Raw genomic sequence first — 24,034 nt, forward strand, 5'->3', positions numbered from 1 at the left:
GACTCGACTGCTCAACGGGCCTCCCGGGGAGATGGAGCCGATCTGGCGCGGGAGCACCGTAGCACCGCGTCCCGACCGCGCCGCCGCCCCGCGGCGCGGGTCAGCGCCACCACCGGCGCCGGGGGCGCACGGCGACCTCCCCGGCCGCGCCCGCGGCGTCGAGGAGCCGCTGCGCCACCGCGGCCGGGTCGACGCCGGCGACGGCCTCCACGTCGGGCGTCGGGTCGCCGGGTGGGGCCAGCACCGGGTCGAGGTCGGCCGGGTCGCCGTGCACCGACCAGCCCGCCGCCGCGACCTCGTCGAGCCAGGCCCGGGTGGCGGGCACGAGCACCTCGGCCAGCCCGGCCGGTGCCAGCGGCCGCGCCGAGCCGGTGGCGGCCAGCTCGCCCTCGGCGTATCCCTGCTTCACGACGCGGGCGCGGGCTCGGGGATCGAGACGGTCGCCCAGGGCCCGGTTGACCGCCCGCAGGAGCGCGGTCTCGGGCGCCCCCAGCGAGGCGTTGCCCGGCAGCGACAGCCCGGGGTCGACCAGTGCGGGGTCGACCCCGGCCGCCTCGGCGAAGCGCTCCCACAGCACGGCGGCCGGCGCCCCCGGCGGCGGGCAGAGGACCAGGTGTCCGCGGTCGGGCCCCAGCCGCGCGGTCCAGCGCTGCAGCGCGCCGACGAGGTCCTGGGCGTGCCAGAAGTGGGGACGCGACCCGCCGTCGTCGGGGCCGGCGGGCTCGCGGCCGGTGTCGGCGCGCAACTGCTCGCGCTCGAGGTCGGCGAAGGACCAGGTGGCGCCGAGCTTGACCTCCTCCTGCCAGTGCGCCGTGGCCTGGCGGCCGAGGTCGCGGGCGGTGACGACCACGTGCACCTCCCGCCCGGCCAGCGGTGCGAGCGCCCGCTCCACCTGGTCGGGCGCCGCGCCCCCCAGCACCTCGTGGCTGATCACCGCGGTGCGGCCACCGGCGTCGAGGAACTCCCCCGCGCGGGCGCAGACCGCGGCCCACGCGCCCTCGACCTGCTCGGCGGCGAGCCCGAACCGGGCCCGGCTCCCCCTCACCTCGACGGCGCCGTGGAACATCGCCCCCGGCCGCACGAAGGGGTAGACCACGCCACCGGCCCGCAGCTCGTCGCGGTGCGCGGCGAGCAGGGCCTGCAGCCAGGTCGTGCCGGTCTTGGGCAGGCCCACGTGGAGCACGACCCTCCCACCGCCCGGGCGGGCCGACCGGGGATCGCGGGGCTGCTCGGGAGGCACCCGCCCATGCTGCCACCGCCCCGACCCCGACCGGGGCACTAGCCTCCTCCTGTGAGCTCCGCCCCCTCCCGCGTCTACGCCGCCCGCCTCGTCGGGCTGCCGATCTTCGACCCCCAGGGCGACCAGGTCGGCAAGGTGCGCGACCTCGTGGTGTCGGTGCGCTCCGAGACCAGCCAGCCGCGCGTGCTGGGCCTGGTCGTCGAGGTCTTCGGCCGGCGCCGGATCTTCGTGCCGATGACCCGGGTGACCCACATCGACAGCGGCCAGGTCTACACCACCGGGCTGCTCAACATGCGCCGCTTCGAGCAGCGCTCCACCGAGACCCTCGTCATGGGCCAGATGCTCGACAAGACCGTGCGCATCGCCGGCTCCGGGGTCACCGGCACGGTCTACGACGTGGCGATGGAGCAGGCCCGCAACCGCGACTGGGTGCTGTGCCGGGTGGCAGTGCAGGAGCCGGCCAAGGCCCTGCGCCGCAAGGGTCAGACCCACGTCGTGGAGTGGCGCGACGTCGAGGGCCTCACGCTGCGCGAGGAGGCCCAGGGCGCGACGCACCTCGTCGCCGCGCTCAACGAGCTGCGACCCGCCGACGCGGCCACGATGATCCACGAGCTGCCCGTCGAGCGCCGCTCGGCGGTGGTCGCCGCCCTCGACGACGAGCGTCTCGCCGACGTGCTCGAGGAGCTCCCGGAGGAGGACCAGGTCGAGATCCTCAGCCACCTCGGCGACGAGCGCGCCGCCGACGTGCTCGAGGAGATGTCGCCCGACGACGCCGCCGACCTGATCGCCGAGCTGCCGCCGGAGACCGCGGCCACCCTGCTGGAGCTGATGGAGCCCGACGAGGCCGAGGACGTGCGGCGCCTCATGTCGTACGTCGAGGACACCGCGGGGGCGATGATGACGCCCGAGCCGGTGATCCTCGGGCCCGACGCGACGATCGCCGACGCGCTGGCCCACGTGCGCAACCCCGACCTCACGCCGTCGCTGGCCGCCCTCGTCTACGTGTGCCGTCAGCCGCTGGAGACGCCGACCGGCCGCTTCCTGGGGGTGGCCCACATCCAGCGGCTGCTGCGCGAGCCCCCCTCGACCCTGGTCGCGGGAGCCCTCGACGACTCGATGGAGACCCTTCCCCCGGAGGCCACCATCGACCAGGTGGCGGCCCACCTGGCGACCTACAACCTGGTGGCCGCGCCCGTCGTCGACGAGAACGGTCACCTGCTCGGCGCGGTGACGGTCGACGACCTGCTCGACCACATGCTGCCGGAGAACTGGCGCGACCAGGGCCTGCGGCCGCGACGTCGCCGGGGGGTCGCTCGTGGCTGAGAGCCGTCGCGCGCGCCTCGACACCCCCACCGAGACCCGCCGCCAGCTGGTGCGGCGCCCGTCCTACGACTCCGACACCTTCGGGGTCTTCGCCGAGCAGTTCGCCCGCTTCATGGGCACCGCGAAGTTCCTCATCTACATGACGCTCTTCGTCGTGGTGTGGGTGGTGTGGAACCTGCTGGCTCCCCCGGAGCTGCGCTGGGACGACTACCCCTTCATCTTCCTCACCCTGATGCTCAGCCTCCAGGCCTCCTACGCCGCGCCGCTGATCCTGCTGGCGCAGAACCGCCAGGAGACGCGCGACAAGGTCGTCGCCGAGCAGGACCGGCAGGCCAACGCGCGCGCCCACGCCGACATGGAGTTCCTCGCCCGCGAGGTCGCCTCGCTGCGGATGTCGGTGGGAGAGGTCGCCACCCGCGACTTCCTGCGCTCGGAGCTGCGCTCGCTGCTGCACGAGCTCGAGGACCGGGCCGGTGACCGGGCCAGCGACCGGCCCGGGGAGCGATCCGGCGACCGGGTGGCGGGCGACGACCGTCCCGCACCACCCCTCGCCTAGGATCGGGGATCATGAGCACCTCCCTCGTCGACCAGGTCAACGCCGCGCTCGCCACGGTCAACGACCCCGAGATCAAGCGCCCGATCACCGACCTCGGCATGGTCGACTCGGTGACGGTCGACGACACGGGTCTGGCCAGCATCACGGTGCTGCTCACCGTCGCAGGCTGCCCGCTCAAGGACACCATCAACCGCGACGTCACGGCCGCCGTCACGAAGGTGCCCGGCGTCTCGGGCGTCGACCTGACCCTCGGGGTGATGACCGCGGAGCAGCGCGCCGGCCTCAAGGACATCCTCAGCGACGGCAAGGCCCAGCGCGAGATCCCCTTCGCCCAGCCCGGCTCGCTCACCAAGGTGTTCGCGATCGCCTCGGGCAAGGGCGGGGTCGGCAAGTCGTCGGTCACCGTCAACCTCGCGCTCGCCATGGCCAAGCAGGGCCTCAAGGTCGGCGTGGTCGACGCCGACATCTACGGCCACTCCGTGCCGGCGATGCTCGGCGTCGCCGACTCCCGCCCCACCCAGGTCGACGACCTGATCATGCCGGTGCCGACCTCGTCGGGGGTGTCGGTGATCTCGATCGGCATGCTCAAGCCGCGCCGCGACCAGGTCGTGGCCTGGCGCGGACCCATGCTCGACCGGGCCCTGGTGCAGATGCTCGCCGACGTCTACTGGGGTGACCTCGACGTGCTCCTGCTCGACCTGCCGCCCGGCACCGGCGACGTGGCCATCTCGCTGGGCCAGCACCTGCCCGGGGCCGAGGTGGTCGTCGTGACGACCCCGCAGGAGGCCGCGGCCGAGGTCGCCGAGCGCGCGGGCACCATGGCCTCGATGATGCACCAGCGCGTCGTCGGCGTGGTCGAGAACATGAGCTTCCTGCCCTGCCCGCACTGCGCCGCGGAGGGCACCGAGCACCGGCTGGAGATCTTCGGCTCCGGCGGGGGCGCCCGGGTCGCCGAGACCCTGTCGTCGCGGTTCGGCTACGACGTGCCCGTCCTGGGCCAGATCCCCCTCGACGTCTCACTGCGCGAGGGCGGCGACGTCGGCAAGCCGATCGTCGACGCCGACCCGACCGCCCCGGCCGCGGAGGTCCTCACCGCCGTGGCGACCCGCTTGGCCGGCCGCGGTCGAGGACTGGCCGGCATGCAGCTCGGCCTGACCCCGACCGCTAAGTTCTAGTCCGTGCCTGGATTCGCCGAGCTGGCCGTCATCGCGCTGGTCGCGATCCTCGTCTTCGGCCCCGACCGTCTCCCCGACCTGGCCAAGCAGGCCGGGCAGATGGTGCGCAAGGCCAAGGAGTTCGCCAACTCCGCGCGCGACGAGCTCCGCGACGAGCTCGGCCCCGAGTTCTCCGACCTCGAGCTGCGCGACCTCGACCCGCGCGCGATCGTGCGCAAGCACATCATGGAGGCGATGGAGGAGGCCGAGCAGGAGGAGAAGCGCCCCAAGCGGCCCGGCCTCCGGCCCCTCGCCGACGGCGAGCTCCCGCCGTACGACGTCGACGCCACCTGAGCGGGCCCGCCGGCGTCAGTCGCGGCTCTGGACCGCCGCCAGCGCGGCGAAGGACACCAGCGCCGTCCGGTCGACCCCGGTGAGGACCTCGGCGAAGTCCGACCCGACCCGCTGGAGCACGCCCTCGTGCCGGGCTCCGTCGACCAGGTGCAGCAGGCAGCGCTCGCGCGCGTCGGCGAGTCGGCGCAGCGGCGAGCCGAAGCCGAGCCGTGAGACGGGTGACCAGGCCACCTCGGGCACCGAGCGCGCCGAGGCACCGCGCACGACGTCGACGGCCCGGGTGAGCACCACCCAGTCCTGGGCCGCACCGCCGACCACCACCCAGTCCGCCGCCACCCGCTCGAGCACCCCGGTGACCGCTCCGACCCCGCGCACCTCCAGCGCCACCGGCAGGCCCACCGAGGCCATGAGCCGGCTGGCCAGCGTCACCTGCTGGTACTCCGCCCGGGCACGGTCGGCGAGCTCGACGACCCGCTCGGCGTCGTAGGCCGCCTCCGCCTGCTGCTCGAGGTCGTCGAGCACCGCGAAGAGCTGCTCCTCCCAGGACACGAGGAAGATCCTGCCCCACCCGCCTGTGGAGCGACGGTTGACTAGACCACGCAATCGACGTCAAATGATGCAAACAGACGCAAACGCAAAGGTCTCTCGGGATGTCCTCGTCGTCGATCGTCCGCTGCACCGTGGTGTGGGTCCTGGTGGCCGCCACCACCGTGGCGCTCACCGCAGCCCTGCTGCCCGGTCTGCTGCCCGGTCTGCTGTCCGGTGTGGTGCGGCCCGCCGTCTGGGCCGACCGGGGCTTCGAGGACCTGCTCGTGGCCGGCTGCAGCCTGGCGCTGCTGGGATGCGGCTGGTGGGCGCTCCTGGCGACCACGGCCGTGGTCACCGACGTGCTGCGCGGGCGGGCCGGCCACCGCACCCGCGGCGTGCCCGACGTGGCCCGCCGCTGGGTGCTCGCGGCGTGCGGGCTCGCCCTGGCGGGCACGACCGCCGCCGGCACGCTCGTGCCCGCCACGGCCGCACCGGGCGCCGACGTGCCCGGGCGCCAGGGCCAGGCCCAGACCGCCCAGACCGCACCGGGCCGCGGCCCCGCCGACGAGCGTCTGCTCACCGGGCTGCCCCTGCCCGAGCGGGCGGTCGGCACGCTCGCGGCCCGCCTCGGCGGCACCGCGCCGGCGTCCGTGACCGTCTCCCCCGGTGACAGCCTCTGGACCCTCACCGCCTCGGCGCTGGAGCGGGCGGGCCGACCGGCCACGCCCGCCGCCGTCGCCGCCGCCTGGCCCCGGGTCCACGAGGCCAACCGCAGCGTGGTCGGGCCCGACCCCGACCTCATCCACCCGGGCCAGCGCCTCGTGCTGCCCGCACCCCCGACGAGCCCCGGCCCGACGCCGGGTCAGTGAGGAGCACCGCCATGACCGGATCCGTCGCCCGCAGCACCAGCAGCCGGCCCAGCAGCCGGCCCAGCACCCGTCACAGCGCCCGTCACAGCACGGTCGTGCCGCTGCGCGCCACCGTGCCGGTGGAGGCCGTGCAGGGCACCCTCGCCCTCGACCTGGCCCCCGACGACCTGCCGCCCACCGCACCGCGCAGCACCCGACCCGCCACCGCCTCGCCCGCGTCGGTCCACCGCATCGACCAGCGCGCCCGCCGCGAGGCCGAGCGCTGGGCGTGGCGCTACGTCCAGGCGGTGGTGGAGATCGTGGGCGGCGACCGGCCGGTCTCCCAGCTGCTGTGCTGGACCGACCGTCAGGTCTACCTCGACCTCGCACGCCGGGCGCTGCTCGTGGCGCGCGCCGGCGACCACCAGCCCGGGGTGGCCCGGGTCCAGCCCGTGCGTCCGCAGGTGCGCAGCGTGCACGCCAGCGACGTGCGGCCCGGGGTGATGGAGGTCAGCGCCCACGTGCGGTACGGCGCCCGCTCCCGCGCGGTCGCGGCGCGCTTCGAGGAGCGCCGCGGCCGCTGGACCTGCACGGCCCTGGAGTTCGCGTGAGCCCGGCCCCGACGGGCCGGGCCGGGCCGGCTCAGCCGTTGACCCGGGTGGTCAGGCCCGTGGGCCCACCCTCCGCGCCGTGGCACTGCTTGAACTTCTTGCCCGAGCCGCAGGGGCACTTGGCGTTGCGCCCGGTGCCGGCGAACTCGTCGTCGCCAGCGGGCCCGCTGACGACCTCGGCCTCGCCGTCCTCGGCCGGCGCGGAGTACGCCAGTCGCTGCGGCGTCGTGGGCTCCAGGCCCTTGGCCCGGATGTGCGGCCGCGCGGCGGCCTCGGCCTCGGACTCCTCCTGCGCCGGGGCGCCGGCGGTCACGGGCGAGCGCAGGCCCTCGGCCACGCCGAGCACGGGGGCCGCCGGCTCCTCCTCGACGGTGACCTCGAGGTTGAACAGGAAGCCGACGGCCTCCTCCTTGATGCCGTCCATCATCGCGGCGAACATGTCGAAGCCCTCGCGCTGGTACTCCACGAGCGGGTCGCGCTGGGAGTAGGCGCGCAGGTAGATGCCCTCGCGCAGGTAGTCCATCTCGTAGAGGTGCTCGCGCCACTTGCGGTCGAGCACCGAGAGCAGCACCCGCCGCTCGAGCTCGCGCATGACCTCGCTGCCGACCTGGGCCTCGCGCTCGTCGTAGGCGGCGTGCGCGTCGGCCTTGAGCGCGGTGACGAGGTCGTCGCGGTCGATGTCCTCGCGGCTGCCGGCCTGCTGCTCGAGGTCGGCGATGGTGACGCCCACCGGCCAGATCTGGCCGAGGTCGGTCCACAGCTGCTCGAGGTCCCACTGCTCGGAGAAGTCCTGCGTGGCCCCGGTGACGTAGCCGGTGACCACGTCGTCGAGGAAGGTGCGCACCTGCTCGGCGAGGTCGGCGCCCTCGAGGACCTCGCGACGCTCGCCGTAGATGACCTGGCGCTGGCGGTCCATGACGTCGTCGTACTTGAGGACGTTCTTGCGGGACTCGAAGTTCTGCGACTCGACCTGGCCCTGGGCGTTGGCGATGGCGCCGGTGACGCGCTTGTTCTCGATCGGCACGTCGTCGGGGATCCGCAGCACCTGCAGCACCCGGTCGACCCACTCGGACTTGAACAGCCGCATCAGCTCGTCCTCGAGGGAGAGGTAGAACCGCGACTCCCCCGGGTCGCCCTGGCGACCGGAGCGACCGCGCAGCTGGTTGTCGATGCGGCGCGACTCGTGGCGCTCGGTGCCGACGACGTAGAGGCCGCCGAGCTCCTTGACCTCGTCGTGCTCGGCCTTGACCTGCTCGCGGATGCGCTCCACGGTGCCGGGCCAGGCGGCGTCGTACTCCTGCGCGGTCTCGCCGGTGGGCTCGAGACCCTGCTTGCGCAGCGCCTCGTCGGCGAGGAACTCCACCGAGCCGCCGAGCATGATGTCGGTGCCTCGCCCGGCCATGTTGGTGGCGACCGTGACGGCGCCCTTGTGACCGGCCAGCGCGACGATCTTGGCCTCGTCGGCGTGGACCTTCGCGTTGAGCACCGAGTGCGCGATGCCCAGCTTGGTGAGCTTCTTGGACAGGTGCTCGGACTTCTCGACCGACACCGTGCCGATCAGGACCGGCTGGCCCTTCTCGTGCCGCTCGCGGATGTCGTCGGCGACGGCGTCGTACTTGGCCTCCTCGGTGCGGTAGACCAGGTCGCCCTGGTCGATGCGCGCCATGGGGCGGTTGGTCGGGATCGGGACCACGCCGAGCTTGTAGATCTTGTCGAACTCCGAGGCCTCGGTCATGGCCGTGCCGGTCATGCCGGAGAGCTTCTCGTAGAGGCGGAAGTAGTTCTGCAGGGTGACGGTGGCCAGCGTCTGGTACTCCTCGCGGACCTGGACGCCCTCCTTGGCCTCGATCGCCTGGTGCAGACCGTCGTTGTAGCGGCGCCCCGCGAGCATGCGGCCGGTGTGCTCGTCGACGATGAGCACCTCGCCGTTCATGACGACGTACTCCTTGTCGTTGTGGAACAGCTCCTTGGCCTTGATGGAGTTGTTGAGGAACGAGATCAGCGGGGTGTTGGCCGACTCGTAGAGGTTCTCGATGCCGAGGTGGTCCTCGACCTTGGTGATGCCCGGCTCCAGGACCGAGATGGTGCGCTTCTTCTCGTCGACCTCGTAGTCGACGTCGCGCTCGAGGCGGCGGGTGATCTTGGCGAACTCGCCGTACCACTTCACCTCGTCCTGGGTGGGGCCGCTGATGATGAGCGGGGTGCGGGCCTCGTCGATGAGGATCGAGTCGACCTCGTCGACCACGGCGAAGAAGTGGCCGCGCTGCACGCAGTCCTCGATGGAGGAGGCCATGTTGTCGCGCAGGTAGTCGAAGCCGAGCTCGTTGTTGGTGCCGTAGGTGATGTCGCAGGCGTAGGCCTCGCGCCGCTGCGCCGGGCGCATGTCGGGGAGGATCACGCCGGTGGTCAGGCCCAGGAAGTGGTGGATGCGGCCCATCTGGTCGGACTGGTACTTGGCCAGGTAGTCGTTGACCGTGACCACGTGCACGCCCTTGCCGGCCAGCGCGTTGAGGTACGACGGGAGCACCGCCACCAGCGTCTTGCCCTCACCGGTCTTCATCTCGGCGATGTTGCCCAGGTGCAGCGCCGCGGCGCCCATGACCTGCACGTCGAAGGGGCGCATGCCGGTGACGCGGCGCGAGGCCTCGCGGACCGTGGCGAAGGCCTCGGGCATGATGTCGTCGAGCGTCTCCCCCGCGGCGAGTCGCTCCTTGAGCTCCACGGTCATGTGCTGGAGCTCGGCGTCGCTCATCGCCTCGAAGTCCTCCTCGATGGCGTTGACCGCCTTCGCGACCGCCTCGAGCTGTCGGAGGATCTTGCCCTCGCCGATGCGAAGGAGCTTGTCGAGGATCACGGGCACCGGGGTTCACTCCTAGCTGGGGCCTAGCGGTAGTCACAGGCGGATCCACCTTACCCAGGGGGGTGGCTCGTCCCTAACCGGCCAGGGCCGAGCGCAGCTCACCCGCGAGGTCCCCGACCTCGCCCACGACGACGTCGGCCAGGCCGAGCCAGCCGGCCAGCGCGCGCAGCTCGGCCGCGAGCTCGGCGGCGGTCTCCTCCGGGGCGCCGGGCTCGGCCCACGCCGCGGGCACCCGGAGCAGTCCCGCTCCCCCGGCTGCGCGGCGGTCGGCCTTGAGGTCGACCCGCGCGACGATCTCGTCGCCGAGCAGGAAGGGGAGCACGTAGTAGCCGTGGCGCCGCAGGTGCGCGGGCACGTAGATCTCGATGCGGTAGTGGAAGTCGAAGAGCCGCTCGGTGCGCTCGCGCTCCCACACCAGCGGGTCGAAGGGGCTCAGCAGCGCGCGGGCCCGCACCGCACGGGGCCGCCGCGCGTCGACGTGCAGGTACGCCGGGCGCGCCCAGCCCTCCACGGCGACGGGGAGCAGCTCGCCGCTCTCGACGAGCGTCTCGACCGCGGGGCGCACCTGGTCGACGTGCATCCGGTAGTAGTCGATGAGGCAGCGCTGGGTCGCCACGCCGTGGGAGCGCGCGGCGCGGCGCACCAGCTCGAGGTGCTGCTCGGCCACGGGCGGCGTCGGCAGCGCGAGGACCTCCGCGGGCAGCACCCGCTCCGGCAGGTCGTAGAGCACCTCGAACTGCCGCGTGCGCCCGGCGATGGCGACCTCGCCGGTGGTGAACAGGTAGTCCAGGACCCTCCGGGTCGAGGACCAGTTCCACCCCCAGTGGTCGCGGCTCTCCGGGCCGGCGTCGCCGCGCCAGCCGGCCACCTGACGGGCGGTGGCGGCGCCGTGGGCGGCCAGCCGCGCCAGCACGTCGGCCTCGAGGCCGGGGTTCTCCTCCAGCACGCTCCACTTGCCGCGCCGGGCGCGGTAGTGCGCACGACGGTGGGCCATGTGCGGCCACAGCTCGACCGGCATGAGGGCCTGCACGTGGGCCCAGTACTCCACGACCCGGCGCGGGCGCTGCTCGGAGGCACGGCGCAGCAGGTCGGTGTCGTAGGCGCCCATGCGTGACCACAGCGGCATGTAGTGGGCGCGCTGAAGCACGTTGACCGAGTCGACCTGCAGCACGCCGGTGCGCTGCAGGGTGCGCTGGAAGGTGCGCATGGTCGGCACGGCGGGCCGCGGGTCGAGGAAGCCCTGCGCGGCCAGCGCGATCCGGCGGGCCTGGGCCCGCGACAGCGAGTCGGTCACGGGCCTCAGGGCAGGTCGAGGAGCTTCTCGCGCACGGCGTACATGACCGCCTCCATGCGCGAGTGCAGCTGGAGCTTCTCCAAGATGTTGCGCACGTGGTTCTTCACGGTGTTCTCGGAGATGAACAGGTTGCGGGCGATCTCGCGGTTGTTCATGCCCTTGGCCACGAGCCGGAGCACCTCGAGCTCGCGCTCGGTCAGGCGCAGGCCCGGCACGTGCTCGCGCTCGGGGCGCGACATCTGCTTGAACTCGTCGATGAGCTTGACCGCCATCGACGGGGAGATGAGGGACTGGCCGTCGGCCACGACCCGGACGGCCTGGGCGACCTCCTCGATGGAGGAGTCCTTGAGCAGGTAGCCCGAGGCGCCGCTCTTGACCGCCTCGTAGAGGTCGGCCTCCTCGTCGGAGACCGTGAGCATGATGATCTTGGCCGACGGCACGGCCTCCTTGATGGCCAGGCAGGCCTCGATGCCCGAGCGCTTGGGCATCCTCACGTCGAGCAGCACGACGTCGGGCGCGACGGTCGAGGCGACCGTGGTGCCCTCGACGCCGTCGCCGGCCTCGCCGACCACCTCGATGCCGTCCTCGATCGCGAGGAGCATGGTCAGGCCCCGGCGGAAGAGCTCCTGGTCGTCGACGACGATGACCCGGACGTCCTCACGGGGGGCTGGGGTGGGGTCTGGCACGAGCGCATCATGGCACGTCCGGGCCCCTCGCGGGGCCCGGACGGACCAGGTAGTCGGGTGCTCGGGGCGGGCGGACCTCAGTCCTGGCCGAGGTCCTTCCCGAGATCGAGGGAGATGACGCCGTAGTCGTAGCCGCGACGGCGGTAGACGACCGCGGGCCGCTCGCTGTCCTTGTCGACGTAGAGGTAGAAGTCGTGCCCCACGAGCTCCATCTCGTAGAGCGCCTGGTCGAGGGTCATCGGGCTGGCCGGGTGGGTCTTCTCGCGCACGACGAGCGGTCCGTCGCCGGTGACGGTGATCGGGCCGACCTGCCGCTTCTGCACGGCCTCGTCGTCGGGGGCGAGGGTCTCGGGCTCGGTGACGTCGGCGAGGGCCTGGCCCACCGAGACCGGGGTGCGGCGGCCGCGGTGCACCCGGCGCCGGTCGGCGGCGCGGCGCATCTGGGCGGCCATCTTGTCGAGGGCGAGGTCGAGGGCACCCATCTTGTCGTCGGCCGCGGCCTCGGCGCGGATGACGGGGCCCTTGGAGAAGGCGGTGAGCTCGACGTGGACGGCCCGGTCGTGCTGCCGGGGGTTGGGCTCGCAGTCCACCTCCACGTGGACCCGCATGATCCGGTGGTCGTGCTTCTCGAGCCGGGCGAGCTTCTCGGAGACGTGACTCCGGAAACCCTCCTTGATCTCGCAGTGACGTCCGGTGACCACAACTTCCATGTGAACCTCCTTGTGCGCGCCCGGGGGCGCGCCGTTGGTGTTGCTCAGCTCCTGGGCACGCCCTCCTGGGGGCAGGCGGACGCCCGGGGCCCGCGGGCCCCGGTGCGCGAGACGGGCTCTCGCCCCAGGGATGGAGTCCGCCCGGCCGACCTGGTCTTCGACCCCACACTCGCCTGCTGAGGCTTCCGCAGCTTCTCTGCCACTACCGGCCTTCTCCCGCCGACGGCCGCATCTGACGGCCGGGACGAGGCAGGACTTACGACTAAGCCGCACCGTGCTCGTCGCCGCGCCGGAGGCGGACCCCCGGACGACGACTTACGTGGACCGTTTCGCCTGCGACTGGCATCGGCTTGCCGCTGACGCGTCCGGGCTGACCGGAGCGTCCTTGCGACGCAACCACGGACCCGGGCGGACTCCATGACGAGACACTAGGGGAGGCCGGGACCCGACGAAAGGGACGATCGGTCGAGTTCAGCAAACTCTTCGGATCGGCCCCGAGGAGCCGGAGCCCGGCGGCGGGTCGCGGCGACGGTCGCCACCGCAGCCACGCCGAGGCCGACGGCCTCCAGCGCCCGCTGCGCCTCCCGCGCGGTGACGCCCGTGGTGAGCACGTCGTCGCACAGCACGACGCACACCCGGCGCGCCCCCACGCGTACGCCGAGGCGGCGCAGCCCCGGCGTGGGGCAGGTCAGCGACCCGGCGAGGTTGGCCGCCCGCTCGGCGGCCCCGAGGCCGGCCTGGTCGACCAGGCCGGGGCGCGTGCGCAGCAGGGGCGCCACCTCGATCCGCGCTCCCCCGCCGCGCAGGGCGGCCGCGGCCACGCGCACCATGGCCAGCGTGGGGTCGTGCCCGCGGGCCCGCACGCTGGCGGGGCGCGAGGGCACCGGCACGAGCACGACCACCGCGCCCGCAGCGCCGGACACCCCGGGACCGGACCGCAGGGAGGCGGCCGCGGACCGCGCGAGCAGCCGCCCCAGCGGGACGCGCAGCGAGAGCAGCCCGCGCTCCTTGTGCCCGAGCACCAGCTCGCGCAGCAGGTCGGCGTAGGCGCCGCACGCCCAGGGGGTCACCAGCCCGGGCGGCACCGGGTCGGGCCAGGTCACCGCGGCCGCGGTGGGCAGGGTCGCGCCGCAGGGCGCGCACAGCAGCCGCCCCGGGCGCGCGCAGCCCACGCAGCTGCTGCCCAGCAGCAGGTCGGTGACGGCGTCGCGCAGCAGCACCCCACGATCGCACCAGCCACGAGGGCGGCGGGCAAGCGCGGCAGGGCCGGCCTGTGGAGGACCCGCGGGTCGCGCCGCGCTAGCCGACGTAGGCCAGCGAGCCGACCCCGTCGGCCAGCGGGCGGGCCGCGGTCGGCAGGCCGGTGAGGTCGACCAGCCCGTCGGGGGTGAGGGCGTAGAGGACCTCCCCGGTCACCGGCGACCCGGCCAGCCCCGACGCGCGTCCGAGGGTCACCGACAGCCCCTCGGGCCCCGGGGGCGACCCGTCGACGCCGACGGCCCCGACGCGGGTGGTCTCCGGGCCCAGCCGCTGCATCACCGCCAGGCTGGTCGGGCTGCGCCAGGCGACGTCGACGATGCGGCCCCGGCTGCCCTCGTCGGGACGCAGCTGGACCGGTCGGGTCACCCGCAGCACCTGGCCGCGGTCGTCGTAGCGCACCCGCGAGACCAGCAGCCGGTCGCGCTGCGGACCGCGCACCACCGCCACGACCCGGCTGGCGTCGCGCGAGACGAGGAAGCGGCGTACGTCGGAGCCGCTCACGCCCGGCACGGTGACGCTGCGGCGGCGCTCGCCCACGAGCACGGAGACGTCGGCGCCGTCGGGGCCGCGGTCGACCAGCCAGAGCCGGTCGCTGTGGTCCCAGGCGGGGGTGAGCAGGTCGGTGGCGCCCGGGACGACGCGCACCACCTTGCCCGAGCCGCGCACCGGCGCGGTGACCAGCGAGGTGCCGCCGTCGACGACGCCGGCCACCGTGGTCGCGGTGAGGTTGACCGCCACGCTCGACACGCCCACGGCCCGCGAGCCCAGCGGGCCGTCGACCGGCGCGAGCGTGTCGGGGCCGCCGGAGACGAGCAGGCCGTCGCGCAGGCCGTAGAGCAGCGAGCTGGACTGGAAGCCGACCGGGGAGTAGAGCGCCCCCTCGGTGACGCTGAAGCGGCCGTCGCCGCCGGGCAGCCGCACGGGCTGGCCGTTGACGCTGAGCTGCACCGCCTCGATGCGGGGGTCCTGGCGCAGGGTCCAGGCCAGCTGGGCCAGCAGCAGCTCGGTCTCGCGCTCGGAGGTCGGCGGGGTCGCGGGACCGGTGAGCGACACCTGCGCCACGCCGTCCTCGGAGACCGGCACCGACAGGTCGACCTCCAGGCCCGGGGGCAGGAAGGTGCTGCTCACCCCCGACGCGCCGCGGCCGGGGCCCTCGACCAGGCCCTCGACCAGGGAGCTGGCGAAGGTGTCGTCGACGGGGGCGTAGACGGGCTCGGGCACCAGGATCTCCGCCAGCGGGTCGACGAAATAGAGCGAGACCTGCCGGAAGCGCTGGTCGAACCAGCTGTCGGGCACCACGAGCGCGTCGGGCGGGTCGCTGATGCGCAGGTCGCCGTCCTCGACGCGCACGGTGAAGGCCAGCTGGGAGCGCGCGGCCGAGAGCCGGCCCTGCCAGGCGCCGCGGGCGTCGAGCTCGGCGGCGCCGGTGAGCGCGACCACGACGCGGGTGCTGCCCTGGGGCAGCTGGCGGTCGTCGTAGGTGATGGTCGCCTGCTGGGGGTTCCAGGCCGCGGCGGCCTCGCGGGTGAGGTACTCCGAGGCCGTGGCGGTGTCGATGGGGCTGGCCTGCATGGCCGCGAGGAAGCCCTCCACCACCTCGGCCGCCGACATGCCCGGCTGCGGGGCGGGCGGGTCGATCGCCGGGGCGGCGCCCTCGTCGGAGGTGCTCGACCCCGTGCCGGCCTCGACGACCGGGCCCTCGTCGGGCAGCCCGACGCAGGCGGTGGCCAGCGGCCCGACGAGCAGCAGCGCGAGCACGGCGAGGAGCGCGCGCGCCCGGCTGGTCACCGGGCGGGTCACCGGGCGGGTCACTGGGCGGGTCACTGGGCGGGTCACTGGGCGGGTCACTGGGCGGATCACACCGTCTCCACGGCGTCGTCGGGGATGAGCACGATGGGGCTGCGGCGCAGGGACGCGCCGGCGTGGCGGGGCAGGGTGAGGCGGAAGTGCGCCCCCTCCCCCGGGCGGCCCCAGGCCTGGAGCCAGCCGCCGTGCAGGTGGGTGTCCTCCAGCGAGATCGACAGCCCCAGGCCGGTGCCGCCGCTGGTGCGGGCGCGGGCGGGGTCGGCGCGCCAGAAGCGGTTGAAGACCATGGCCGACTCCCCCGGCGCCAGGCCCACGCCGTGGTCGCGCACCGCGACGGCGGCGGCGTGGTCGTCGGCGGCGACGCGCACGACCACCTCGACCGGCCCGCCCGGGTGGCGCGCGCCGGCGTGGTCGATGGCGTTGGTGACCAGGTTGCGGACGATGCGCTCGACCCGGCGTACGTCGGCCTCGGCGAGGCAGGGGTGGTCGGGGGCCTCGACGAGCAGCACGACGTCGCGCTGGGCGGCGAGGGGGCGGGTGGCCTCCACCACGCGGTGGGCGACGTCGACGAGGTTGACGTCGTCGAGGTCGAGCACCGCCGCGCCGGCGTCGAAGCGGCTGATCTCGAGCAGGTCGACCAGGAGGGTCTCGAAGCGGTCGAGCTCGGTCTGCAGCAGCTCGGCGGCGCGACCGGTGACGGGGTCGAAGTCCTCGCGGGCGTCGTGGAGCACGTCGCCGGCCATGCGCACCGTGGTGAGCGGCGTGCGCAGCTCGTGGGAGACGTCGGAGACGAAGCGGCGCTGCACGCGGCTGAGCTCCTCGAGCTGGCGGATCTGGCGCTGCAGGTTGGAGGCCATCTGGTTGAACGACGTGGCCAGCCGCGCCAGGTCGTCCTCGCCGGTGACGCGCAGGCGCTCCTGGAGGCGACCCGCGGCGAGCCGCTCGGCCACGCGCCGTGCGAGCCGGATCGGGGTGACGACCTGCCGGGTCACCAGCCAGGTGACGCCGGCGACCAGCACCAGCAGCAGCGCGCCCGCGGTGAGCAGGGCGCGGGTGACCAGCGCCAGGGTGTCCTCCTCCTCGCTGAGCGGGAAGAGGAAGTAGAGGGTGTAGGTCTCACCGTCGGCCGGCAGCCGCACCTGCGAGCCCACCACGACCCCCGGCTCGCTCGAGACCGCCTCGCCGCGCTCGTCGAGGCGGGTGAGCTCGGTGTAGGTCCACGCGATGCTGGAGGAGGTCGCGAAGTGCCGCACCAGGGAGTCGGGCACGCTGTCGCGGTCGAGCCAGGGGGTGTACGTCGCGCCCGCGCCCGTCGGGTCGGCGCCGACCGGACCCGCCAGCACCACCGCGAAACCGCGGGTCTCGCCGCGCGAGATGATCGGCTGCACCAGGTCGCGCTGCTGGCCGACGGCGTCGAGGTTGAGGTTGATCGCGGCCTGCAGCCGCTCGTCGGCCTCGCCGGTCTCGCTGCCGACCTCGGCGAGCACGGCGTCGACACGGTTCTCCAGCAGCCCGTCGCGGGTCTGCTGGAGCAGGAACCAGCCGACCACGCCGACCACGGCGGCCGAGAGCAGGACCGTGCTGACCACCACGCGGGCCTGGATGGAGCGGCGCCAGAAGGTGAGCGCGTGGCGCAGCCCGACCGGCAGGCGGGAGGCCGCCGGCAGGCGGGCCCAGGAGGAGGCCACGTCGGCCCTAGGCCGTGCCGGCCTTGTAGCCGACACCCCGCACGGTCACGACGATCTCGGGGTTCTCCGGGTCGTGCTCGACCTTGGAGCGCAGCCGCTGCACGTGCACGTTGACCAGCCGGGTGTCCGCGGCGTGGCGGTAGCCCCAGACCTGCTCGAGCAGCACCTCGCGGGTGAAGACCTGCCAGGGCTTGCGGGCCAGGCAGACCAGCAGGTCGAACTCGAGCGGCGTGAGGCTGATGGGCGCACCGCCGCGGGTGACGGCGTGGCCGGCGACGTCGATGGACAGGTCGCCGATGTCGAGGGTCTCGGCCTGGGAGGTCGCGTCGAAGCGACGCACCCGCGCCCGGATCCGGGCGATGAGCTCCTTGGGCTTGAAGGGCTTGACGACGTAGTCGTCGGCGCCCGACTCGAGCCCGACGACGACGTCGACGGTGTCGCCCTTGGCGGTGAGCATGACGATCGGCACGCCGGACTCGGCGCGGATCTCCTTGCACACGTCGATGCCGTCCTTGCCGGGCAGCATCAGGTCGAGCAGCACGAGGTCGGGGCGGTAGTCGCGGAACTGCTCCACGGCCAGGTCGCCGCGGGTGCACATGCGGCTGTCGAAGCCCTCCTGGCGCAGCACGATGGTGAGCATCTCCGCCAGCGACGCGTCGTCGTCGACGACGAGGACCCGCCCCTTGGTGGTGTAGTCGCTCGGGCTCGCTGCCTGGCTCATGGCTCCATCCTGCACCCTGACGGGCGCGGGCGGGCCGGCGTGGTGCCGGCCCGCCCGCTCCTGCTCAGTAGCGGTACTGCTCCGACTTGTAGGGACCGGCGACGTCCACGCCGAGGTAGGCCGCCTGCTTGTCGCTGAGGGTGGTGAGCCGCACGCCGAGGGCGTCGAGGTGCAGGCGGGCCACCTCCTCGTCGAGGTGCTTGGGCAGCACGTAGACCCCGGTGGGGTACTCCACGGGCTTGGTGTAGAGCTCGATCTGGGCCAGCACCTGGTTGGTGAAGGAGTTCGACATGACGAAGCTCGGGTGACCGGTGGCGTTGCCGAGGTTCATCAGGCGCCCCTCGGAAAGCACGATGATGGCGTGCTCGTCGCGCTCGCCCGCGGCCGGGAAGGTCCACACGTCGACCTGCGGCTTGACGTTCTTGCGCACGACGCCCTCGAAGGACTCCAGGCCGGCCATGTCGATCTCGTTGTCGAAGTGGCCGATGTTGCCGAGGATCGCGTTGTGCTTCATCCGCTGCATCTGCTCGACCGTCACGACGTCCTTGTTGCCGGTCGCGGTGATGATGATGTCGGCGGTGTCGACCACGTCGTCGAGGGTCGCGACCTGGTAGCCGTCCATGGCGGCCTGCAGGGCGCAGATCGGGTCGATCTCGGTCACGATGACGCGGGCGCCCTGGCCGCGCAGCGACTCCGCGGAGCCCTTGCCGACGTCGCCGTAGCCGCACACGACCGCGACCTTGCCGCCGATGAGGACGTCGGTGGCGCGGTTGATGCCGTCGACGAGGCTGTGGCGGCAGCCGTACTTGTTGTCGAACTTCGACTTGGTCACCGAGTCGTTGACGTTGATGGCCGGGAAGAGCAGCGAGCCCTCGCGCATCATGTCGTAGAGGCGCAGCACACCGGTGGTGGTCTCCTCGGTGACGCCCTTGATCTCACCGGCGATCTGGGTCCAGCGGTCGGTGCTCTCGGCGAGGCTGGCGTTGAGCGCCTCGAAGATGATCCGCTGCTCGTGGCTGGTGGCCGAGGCCGGGTCGGGCGCCTCGCCCCTCTTCTCGGCGTCGACCCCGAGGTGCACCAGCAGGGTGGCGTCGCCGCCGTCGTCGAGGATCATGTTGGCGAAGCGGGGCTGGCCGTCGGCACCGGCGGGCCACTGCAGCACCTGCTGCGTGCACCACCAGTACTCCTCGAGCGTCTCGCCCTTCCACGCGTAGACCGGGACGCCCTGGGGGTCCTCCGGCGTGCCGTGCGGGCCCACCGCGACGGCGGCCGCGGCGTGGTCCTGGGTGGAGAAGATGTTGCAGGAGGCCCAGCGGACCTCGGCACCGAGCGCGGTGAGGGTCTCGATGAGCACCGCGGTCTGGATGGTCATGTGCAGCGAGCCGGTGATGCGGGCACCCGCCAGCGGCTTGGCGTCGCCGTAGCGCTCGCGCATCGCCATGAGGCCGGGCATCTCGTGCTCGGCCAGCTGGATCTCGGTGCGGCCGTAGTCGGCCAGGGAAAGGTCGGCGACCTTGAAGTCCATCGGTGTGTCTCCTCAGGAGGGGTGGAGCCAGGTCTGCGTCGCGCATCTGCGCATCGTCGGGATCTCCCACGCGGACCCTGCCAGGGTAGGCGGGGCCGAGAAGTTTCAGGAATTCCCGAGCAGCCGCTTCACCGGCACCACGTGGAGCACCGCCACGACCACCGCGCCCACCAGCAGCCCCACCAGGGCCGAGGCCAGGGTGTTGACCAGCCAGCCCGCGACGGCGCCGACGGCGGCCAGCGCGTCGTGGGCGCCCTCCTCCAGGTGGTGCACCAGGTCGTAGGGCGCGTGCCAGCCGAGCTCGTCGACACCGACGAGCAGGATGTGGCCGCCGACCCACAGCATCGCCGCGGTGCCGACGACCGAGATCACGGTGAGCAGCTTGGGCATGCCGGCCACCAGGGCGCGACCGACCTTCTGCGCGGCGGCCGAGGAGCGCTGGGTGAGGCTCAGCCCGACGTCGTCGGTCTTCACGATGAGCGCGACCACGCCGTAGACCAGCACGGTGATCCCGATGGCCACCACGACGAGGATCAGGGCGCGGGAGACGAAGGCCTCCTCGGCGACCTCGTTGAGCGAGATGACCATGATCTCGGCCGAGAGGATCAGGTCGGTGCGGATGGCCCCGGCGACCATCGTCCGCTCCAGCTCCTCCGGCGAGCCCGAGGCGGCCGGGTCGGCCCCGTGAGCGCCGCCGTGACCGCTGAGCTTCTCCCAGACCTTCTCCGCGCCCTCGTAGCAGAGGAACGCACCGCCCAGCATGAGGACGGGCGTGAGCACCCAGGGCAGGAACTGCGAGAGCAGCAGCGCCGCCGGCAGGATGATGAGCAGCTTGTTGCGCAGCGAGCCGATCGCGATCTTGCGGATGATCGGCAGCTCGCGCTGCGCCGCGACGCCCTGCACGTACTGCGGGGTCACCGCGGTGTCGTCGACCACCACGCCGGCGGCCTTCACGCTCGCCCGCCCCGCAGCGGCACCCACGTCGTCGACCGAGGCGGCGGCCAGCTTGGCCAGCGCGGCGACGTCGTCGAGCAGCGCGAACAGCCCGCCGCTCACCGGCGCGGCTCGTCGGTCTGACGGGCCGCGCGGGGCGCGGCGAGGGCGGGGGCGGGTCGGTGGCTCGGCACGCGCTCACCCTAGCGTCGCGGACGGGCCTCCCGGGCCGCGTCGGCCGCCGCGTCGGCGACGGCCCCGGCGATGACCTCCGCCTCCTGCGAGGCCACCGCGACGTCGGCGGCCCGGTCGACGCGCTTCTCGGCGAAGCCGAACGGGTCGACCACGTGGCCCAGCACCGGCGCGACCCGCGGGGAGGCGAGCAGCAGCGCCAGCGCCACGGCCAGCGCCGAGGTCAGCACGAGGCCGACCCAGGGGTGGTCGGCGGTCCACCCCGTGTAGCCGGCGTACTCGGCGCCCTTCACGGCGAAGCCGTGGAAGAGGTAGACCACGAGGGTCCAGGCGCCCATGCGTGTGAACCACCCCCCGCGCCGCGGGACCAGCGCCAGGAACGACCAGGCCAGCACCGTGCCGCTGACCAGGAGCACCGAGCGCGTGAGGAAGGCCCGGGTGTCGCTGACGTCGAGCTCGCCGTAGAGCGCGCGGTAGTAGTACCACTCCGTGGAGGCCCAGGTGTCGGTCCAGGTGGTCAGCACCCAGGCCGCGACGAAGGCCACGACGGCCACCGGCCGCAGCCAGGGCGTGCGGAGACGCTCGAGCCGCTGCGGGGTCGCGGCGAGCCCTAGCACGAAGAAGGGCAGCAGCCCCAGCACGCGGGCCATGTCGAGGGTGTCGCCCGCCCACAGCCCCGCCGCCAGGCTCGTCACCACGGCGACGGCGATCGCCACCGCGGCCGGCAGCGCGGTGAACACCGGGGTCAGCAGGCGCCAGAAGAAGAGCGCCGAGAGGTACCACATCGGCCAGTGGGGGTCGCGGAAGAGGTTCTCCAGCTCCTCACCCCCCACGTAGATGCGGAAGAGCGCCAGGGCGCACTCGAAGAGCACGTAGGGCACCGCCACGGTGCGCACCAGCTGCCACAGACGCCGCCGGCTCCACGTGAAGGAGCGCGAGAGGTAGCCCGTCACGAACACGAAGGCCGGCACGTGCCAGGCGTAGAGGAAGTCGTAGAGGTGGTCGCGCAGCCCGCTCTCGGGCAGCAGCACCCAGGAGTGGCCGAGCACCACCAGGGTCACCAGCGCCATCTTGGCGTTGTCGAACCAGGGGTCGCGGGTGGTCGCCCGTCCAGTCATGCGGCCGCCTCGGTCAGTCGTCGACCAGGCCGAGGCTGACGTACTGCGCGGCGTAGCTGCCCGAGAGCAGCAGCGAGGCGTAGCGCGCGACCTCGGTGGTGGCCTCGGTGGTGACGGTCTCCACCCGCACGCCGCGGGCGTCGGCGGCCGCCGTCAGGCGGCCGCGCTGCTCGCCCACCAGCGGGTCGTCGCTGCCGTCGTCGAGCACGATGAGGATCGGGCGCAGGTCGCCGCCGCCGTCGGCGAAGGGGTCGACGAAGACGTCGCGCGGGCGCGCCGCCTCGAGCACGGGCAGCAGCTGCTCGACGTCGCCGGCCAACGCGTTGCGCCCCGTGGCGCGTCGCAGCGACTCCGCGAGCCGGCGCGCCGCGCGGGCGGCGAGCACCGAGCCGCCCCACACGACCGGGTTGGCGTCGGCCAGCGCGATGGCCAGCATCTTGGCGGGGTTGACCGCGATGTCGCGGTGCGGCGAGCAGGCGATCGCCACCGCGTCGAGCGCCTCCGCGACGCTGTCGGCGTCGGCGCGCGGGCCCAGGCCGACGCGGTCGAGGTAGGTGAGCATGACCACGGCGATGGCCAGCTGGTCGGTGGTCGCGGTGGGGAGGATCGTGCTGTAGCGGCCGGCGGCGTGCTCGGCCACGCTCGAGCCGGGCGCGCAGGCCACGACGACCTGGCAGCCGCGGCGCACGGCCTCGGCCAGGGCCGACTTCGTGCCCGGGTCGCCGCCGTCGGGCGCCAGCACGACAACGAGGTCGAGGCTGCCCGCCCAGCCCGGCAGCGACGGGCCGGCCCACGCCACGAACGGCACGGGGCACCACGGCTCCAGCACGGCGCGCAGGAGCCGGGAGTCGGGGCCGGCGGCGATGACGGCGCGCGGGCGGGAGAACTCCTGGCTGCGCACGACCGCCTCGTCGAGGGCGGCCGCGGCCTCGCCCGCCTCGCGACGCACCCGCGCGCCCGACTCCGCCAGCCCGCGCAGGCGCAGGTCGGCGGTCGAGAGGGCGGCCTCGTCGTCGAGCCGGGACTCGTCGAACCAGCTCACGGCGTGCGGGCCTCGTCGACGAGCAGCACGGGGATGTCGTCGCGCACCGGGTAGGCCAGCCCGCAGCCCTGGCAGACCAGCTCGACGGCCCCCGCGTCGGCGGGGGTCTCGGTCAGGTCGGAGCGGCAGGCTGGGCACACGATGATCGCCAGCAGCGAGGGGTCGAGCGCCATCAGAGCGCCCCTCCCCCACGGATCAGGCCCAGGACCTCGTCGCGGATGGTGCTCATGGTCTCCTCGTCCCTGCCCTCGGCGTTGAGCCGGAGGAGCGGTTCGGTGTTGGACGGCCTCACGTTGAAGGTCCAGTCGGCATGGGTCACGCTCAGCCCGTCGAGCCGGTCGACGGTGACCCCGGGTCGCTCGGCGTACGCCGCCTCGACGGCGGCCATCACGGCCACGGGGTCGGCGACGGTGGAGTTGATCTCGCCGCTGACGGGATAGGGGTCGTAGTCGGCCAGCAGGCTCGACAGCGGCCGGTCGGTCTCCGCTAGCGCGGCGAGCACGTGCAGGGCGGCGAGCATGCCCGAGTCGGCCCGCCAGAAGTCGCGGAAGTAGAAGTGGCCGCTGTGCTCGCCGCCGAAGACCGCGTCGGTCTCGGCCATCGTGGCCTTGATGAAGGAGTGGCCGACGCGGGTGCGCACCGGCGTGCCGCCCAGGCGCGTGACCAGCTCGGGCACCGCCCGGCTGGTGATGAGGTTGTGGATGACCGTCGCGCCCGGCTCCTTGGCGAGCTCGCGGGCGGCGATGAGGGCGGTGACCGCCGAGGGCGGCACGGGCACGCCGCGCTCGTCGACGAGGAAGCAGCGGTCGGCGTCGCCGTCGAAGGCCAGCCCGACGTCGGCGCCCTCGGCGAGCACCCGGGCCTGGAGGTCGCGCAGGTTCTCCGCGTCGATCGGGTTGGCCTCGTGGTGGGGGAAGGTGCCGTCGAGCTCGAAGTACATCGGCACCAGGTCGACGACGTCGGCGCCGAGGCGCTCGAAGACGGCGGGGGCGGTGTGGCCGGCCATGCCGTTGCCGGCGTCGGCGACCACGCGCAGCGGGCGACCCCGACCACCGGTGCCGACCGGGGCGAGCGAGAGCAGGTGCGCGGCGTAGGCCTCGAGCACGTCGTGCTCGCTGATCGAGCCGGTCGAGGCGGTGAGCGGCCCGTCGGGCGCGAGGACCCGGTCGCGGATCTCCGCGAGCCCGGTCTCCAGCCCGATGGGCGCGGCGTGCGCGCGGCAGAGCTTCATCCCGTTGTACTGGGCCGGGTTGTGGCTCGCCGTGAACATCACGCCCGGCAGCCCGAGGTGGCCCGAGGCGAAGTAGAGCTGGTCGGTCGAGGCGAGCCCGATGTGGACGACGTCGGCGCCCGCCTCGCTCGCTCCCTCGGCGAAGGCGCCCGCCATGCCCGGCGAGCTCGGTCGCATGTCGTGCCCGACGACGACGGTCGTGGCCCCCACGACCTCCACGAAGGCGCGCCCCACCGCCCGGGCGAGCTCCTCGTCGATCTGGTCGGGCACGGTCCCGCGCACGTCGTAGGCCTTGAAGACGGCCGCGATCGAAGCGGCGTCGAGGGTCGAGGGCATGACCGGAGCCTAGTCGTG

At 73.6% G+C, this 24,034-nt stretch carries 22 protein-coding genes; 6 read left to right on the forward strand and 16 right to left on the reverse strand.

Annotation, left to right across the window (positions count from 1 at the left end):
- Positions 1-100: 100 nt before the first annotated feature.
- The gene (locus IR170_RS03560) at positions 101-1,240 is read right to left on the reverse strand and encodes a hypothetical protein (RefSeq protein WP_193661214.1); all 1,140 of its coding nucleotides are present in this window, start codon (positions 1,238-1,240) and stop codon (positions 101-103) included.
- Between the two features lie 51 nt (positions 1,241-1,291).
- Between IR170_RS03560 and IR170_RS03565 the strand changes: the two genes are divergently transcribed.
- Genes IR170_RS03565 through IR170_RS03580 form a run of 4 tightly spaced genes read left to right on the forward strand, consistent with a single transcriptional unit; the run spans position 1,292 to position 4,627 of the window.
- Positions 1,292-2,563 carry a magnesium transporter MgtE N-terminal domain-containing protein gene (locus tag IR170_RS03565; protein WP_193661215.1) on the forward strand — a complete coding sequence of 424 codons (1,272 nt, stop codon included), beginning with the start codon at positions 1,292-1,294 and terminating at the stop codon, positions 2,561-2,563.
- On the forward strand, positions 2,556-3,119 hold the full coding sequence (locus IR170_RS03570; RefSeq protein WP_193661216.1) for a DUF1003 domain-containing protein: 564 nt from the start codon (positions 2,556-2,558) through the stop codon (positions 3,117-3,119). The genes IR170_RS03565 and IR170_RS03570 overlap by 8 nt, the downstream gene beginning before the upstream one ends.
- 11 nt (positions 3,120-3,130) lie before the next feature.
- Positions 3,131-4,294, forward strand: a complete 1,164-nt coding sequence (locus IR170_RS03575) for an Mrp/NBP35 family ATP-binding protein (protein ID WP_193661217.1) — start codon at positions 3,131-3,133, stop codon at positions 4,292-4,294.
- A 3-nt stretch (positions 4,295-4,297) separates the two neighbouring features.
- Positions 4,298-4,627: a sec-independent translocase gene (locus IR170_RS03580; protein ID WP_056863973.1), complete on the forward strand. Its 330-nt coding sequence runs from the start codon at positions 4,298-4,300 to the stop codon at positions 4,625-4,627.
- A gap of 15 nt (positions 4,628-4,642) precedes the next feature.
- Here IR170_RS03580 and IR170_RS03585 read toward each other — a convergent pair whose 3' ends face one another.
- A complete protein-coding gene (locus tag IR170_RS03585) occupies positions 4,643-5,176 on the reverse strand; it encodes a hypothetical protein (protein WP_193661218.1) in 534 nt (177 codons plus the stop codon).
- Between the two features lie 101 nt (positions 5,177-5,277).
- On the opposite strand from IR170_RS03585, the gene IR170_RS19300 reads away from it, so the two are divergent.
- Together IR170_RS19300 and IR170_RS03595 are read left to right on the forward strand one after the other, a co-directional pair.
- The gene (locus tag IR170_RS19300) at positions 5,278-6,024 is read left to right on the forward strand and encodes a LysM peptidoglycan-binding domain-containing protein (protein WP_227488402.1); all 747 of its coding nucleotides are present in this window, start codon (positions 5,278-5,280) and stop codon (positions 6,022-6,024) included.
- An 11-nt stretch (positions 6,025-6,035) separates the two neighbouring features.
- Positions 6,036-6,614 (forward strand): Rv3235 family protein, encoded by a 579-nt coding sequence (locus IR170_RS03595; RefSeq protein WP_193661219.1) that lies wholly within the window; start codon positions 6,036-6,038, stop codon positions 6,612-6,614.
- A gap of 31 nt (positions 6,615-6,645) precedes the next feature.
- Here IR170_RS03595 and secA read toward each other — a convergent pair whose 3' ends face one another.
- The 14 genes from secA to IR170_RS03665 form a co-directional block, all read right to left on the reverse strand.
- A complete protein-coding gene (gene secA / locus IR170_RS03600; protein ID WP_056863970.1) occupies positions 6,646-9,474 on the reverse strand; it encodes a preprotein translocase subunit SecA in 2,829 nt (942 codons plus the stop codon).
- A 73-nt stretch (positions 9,475-9,547) separates the two neighbouring features.
- A complete protein-coding gene (locus IR170_RS03605) occupies positions 9,548-10,768 on the reverse strand; it encodes a winged helix-turn-helix domain-containing protein (protein ID WP_319804893.1) in 1,221 nt (406 codons plus the stop codon).
- 5 nt (positions 10,769-10,773) lie between these two features.
- Positions 10,774-11,454: a response regulator gene (locus IR170_RS03610; RefSeq protein WP_056863968.1), complete on the reverse strand. Its 681-nt coding sequence runs from the start codon at positions 11,452-11,454 to the stop codon at positions 10,774-10,776.
- 77 nt (positions 11,455-11,531) lie between these two features.
- A complete protein-coding gene (hpf, locus tag IR170_RS03615; protein WP_193661220.1) occupies positions 11,532-12,164 on the reverse strand; it encodes a ribosome hibernation-promoting factor, HPF/YfiA family in 633 nt (210 codons plus the stop codon).
- A gap of 428 nt (positions 12,165-12,592) precedes the next feature.
- Entirely contained in the window at positions 12,593-13,384 is a 792-nt protein-coding gene (locus tag IR170_RS03620) for a ComF family protein (RefSeq protein WP_193661221.1), read from the reverse strand.
- A 79-nt stretch (positions 13,385-13,463) separates the two neighbouring features.
- Entirely contained in the window at positions 13,464-15,224 is a 1,761-nt protein-coding gene (locus IR170_RS03625; protein WP_193661222.1) for an LpqB family beta-propeller domain-containing protein, read from the reverse strand.
- 56 nt (positions 15,225-15,280) lie between these two features.
- On the reverse strand, positions 15,281-16,918 hold the full coding sequence (mtrB, locus tag IR170_RS03630) for an MtrAB system histidine kinase MtrB (RefSeq protein ID WP_193661223.1): 1,638 nt from the start codon (positions 16,916-16,918) through the stop codon (positions 15,281-15,283).
- Positions 16,919-16,925: 7 nt separating this feature from the next.
- Positions 16,926-17,639 (reverse strand): MtrAB system response regulator MtrA, encoded by a 714-nt coding sequence (mtrA, locus tag IR170_RS03635; RefSeq protein WP_056863963.1) that lies wholly within the window; start codon positions 17,637-17,639, stop codon positions 16,926-16,928.
- Positions 17,640-17,703: 64 nt separating this feature from the next.
- Entirely contained in the window at positions 17,704-19,164 is a 1,461-nt protein-coding gene (ahcY, locus tag IR170_RS03640; protein WP_193661224.1) for an adenosylhomocysteinase, read from the reverse strand.
- 105 nt (positions 19,165-19,269) lie between these two features.
- The gene (locus IR170_RS03645; protein WP_193661225.1) at positions 19,270-20,220 is read right to left on the reverse strand and encodes a DUF808 domain-containing protein; all 951 of its coding nucleotides are present in this window, start codon (positions 20,218-20,220) and stop codon (positions 19,270-19,272) included.
- Positions 20,221-20,300: 80 nt separating this feature from the next.
- Positions 20,301-21,407 (reverse strand): acyltransferase family protein, encoded by a 1,107-nt coding sequence (locus IR170_RS03650; protein WP_193661226.1) that lies wholly within the window; start codon positions 21,405-21,407, stop codon positions 20,301-20,303.
- A gap of 13 nt (positions 21,408-21,420) precedes the next feature.
- Positions 21,421-22,449 carry an SIS domain-containing protein gene (locus IR170_RS03655; protein WP_193661227.1) on the reverse strand — a complete coding sequence of 343 codons (1,029 nt, stop codon included), beginning with the start codon at positions 22,447-22,449 and terminating at the stop codon, positions 21,421-21,423.
- A complete protein-coding gene (locus IR170_RS03660) occupies positions 22,446-22,622 on the reverse strand; it encodes a Trm112 family protein (RefSeq protein ID WP_193661228.1) in 177 nt (58 codons plus the stop codon). Before IR170_RS03660 ends, IR170_RS03655 begins: the two co-directional genes overlap by 4 nt.
- Complete coding sequence (locus tag IR170_RS03665; protein ID WP_193661229.1) at positions 22,622-24,016, reverse strand: phosphomannomutase/phosphoglucomutase; 1,395 nt, start codon at positions 24,014-24,016, stop codon at positions 22,622-22,624. The genes IR170_RS03660 and IR170_RS03665 overlap by 1 nt, the downstream gene beginning before the upstream one ends.
- Positions 24,017-24,034 lie beyond the last annotated feature (18 nt).

Source organism: Nocardioides kribbensis, assembly GCF_015070375.1.
In the GTDB taxonomy this organism is placed as follows: Bacteria; Actinomycetota; Actinomycetes; order Propionibacteriales; family Nocardioidaceae; genus Nocardioides; species Nocardioides kribbensis.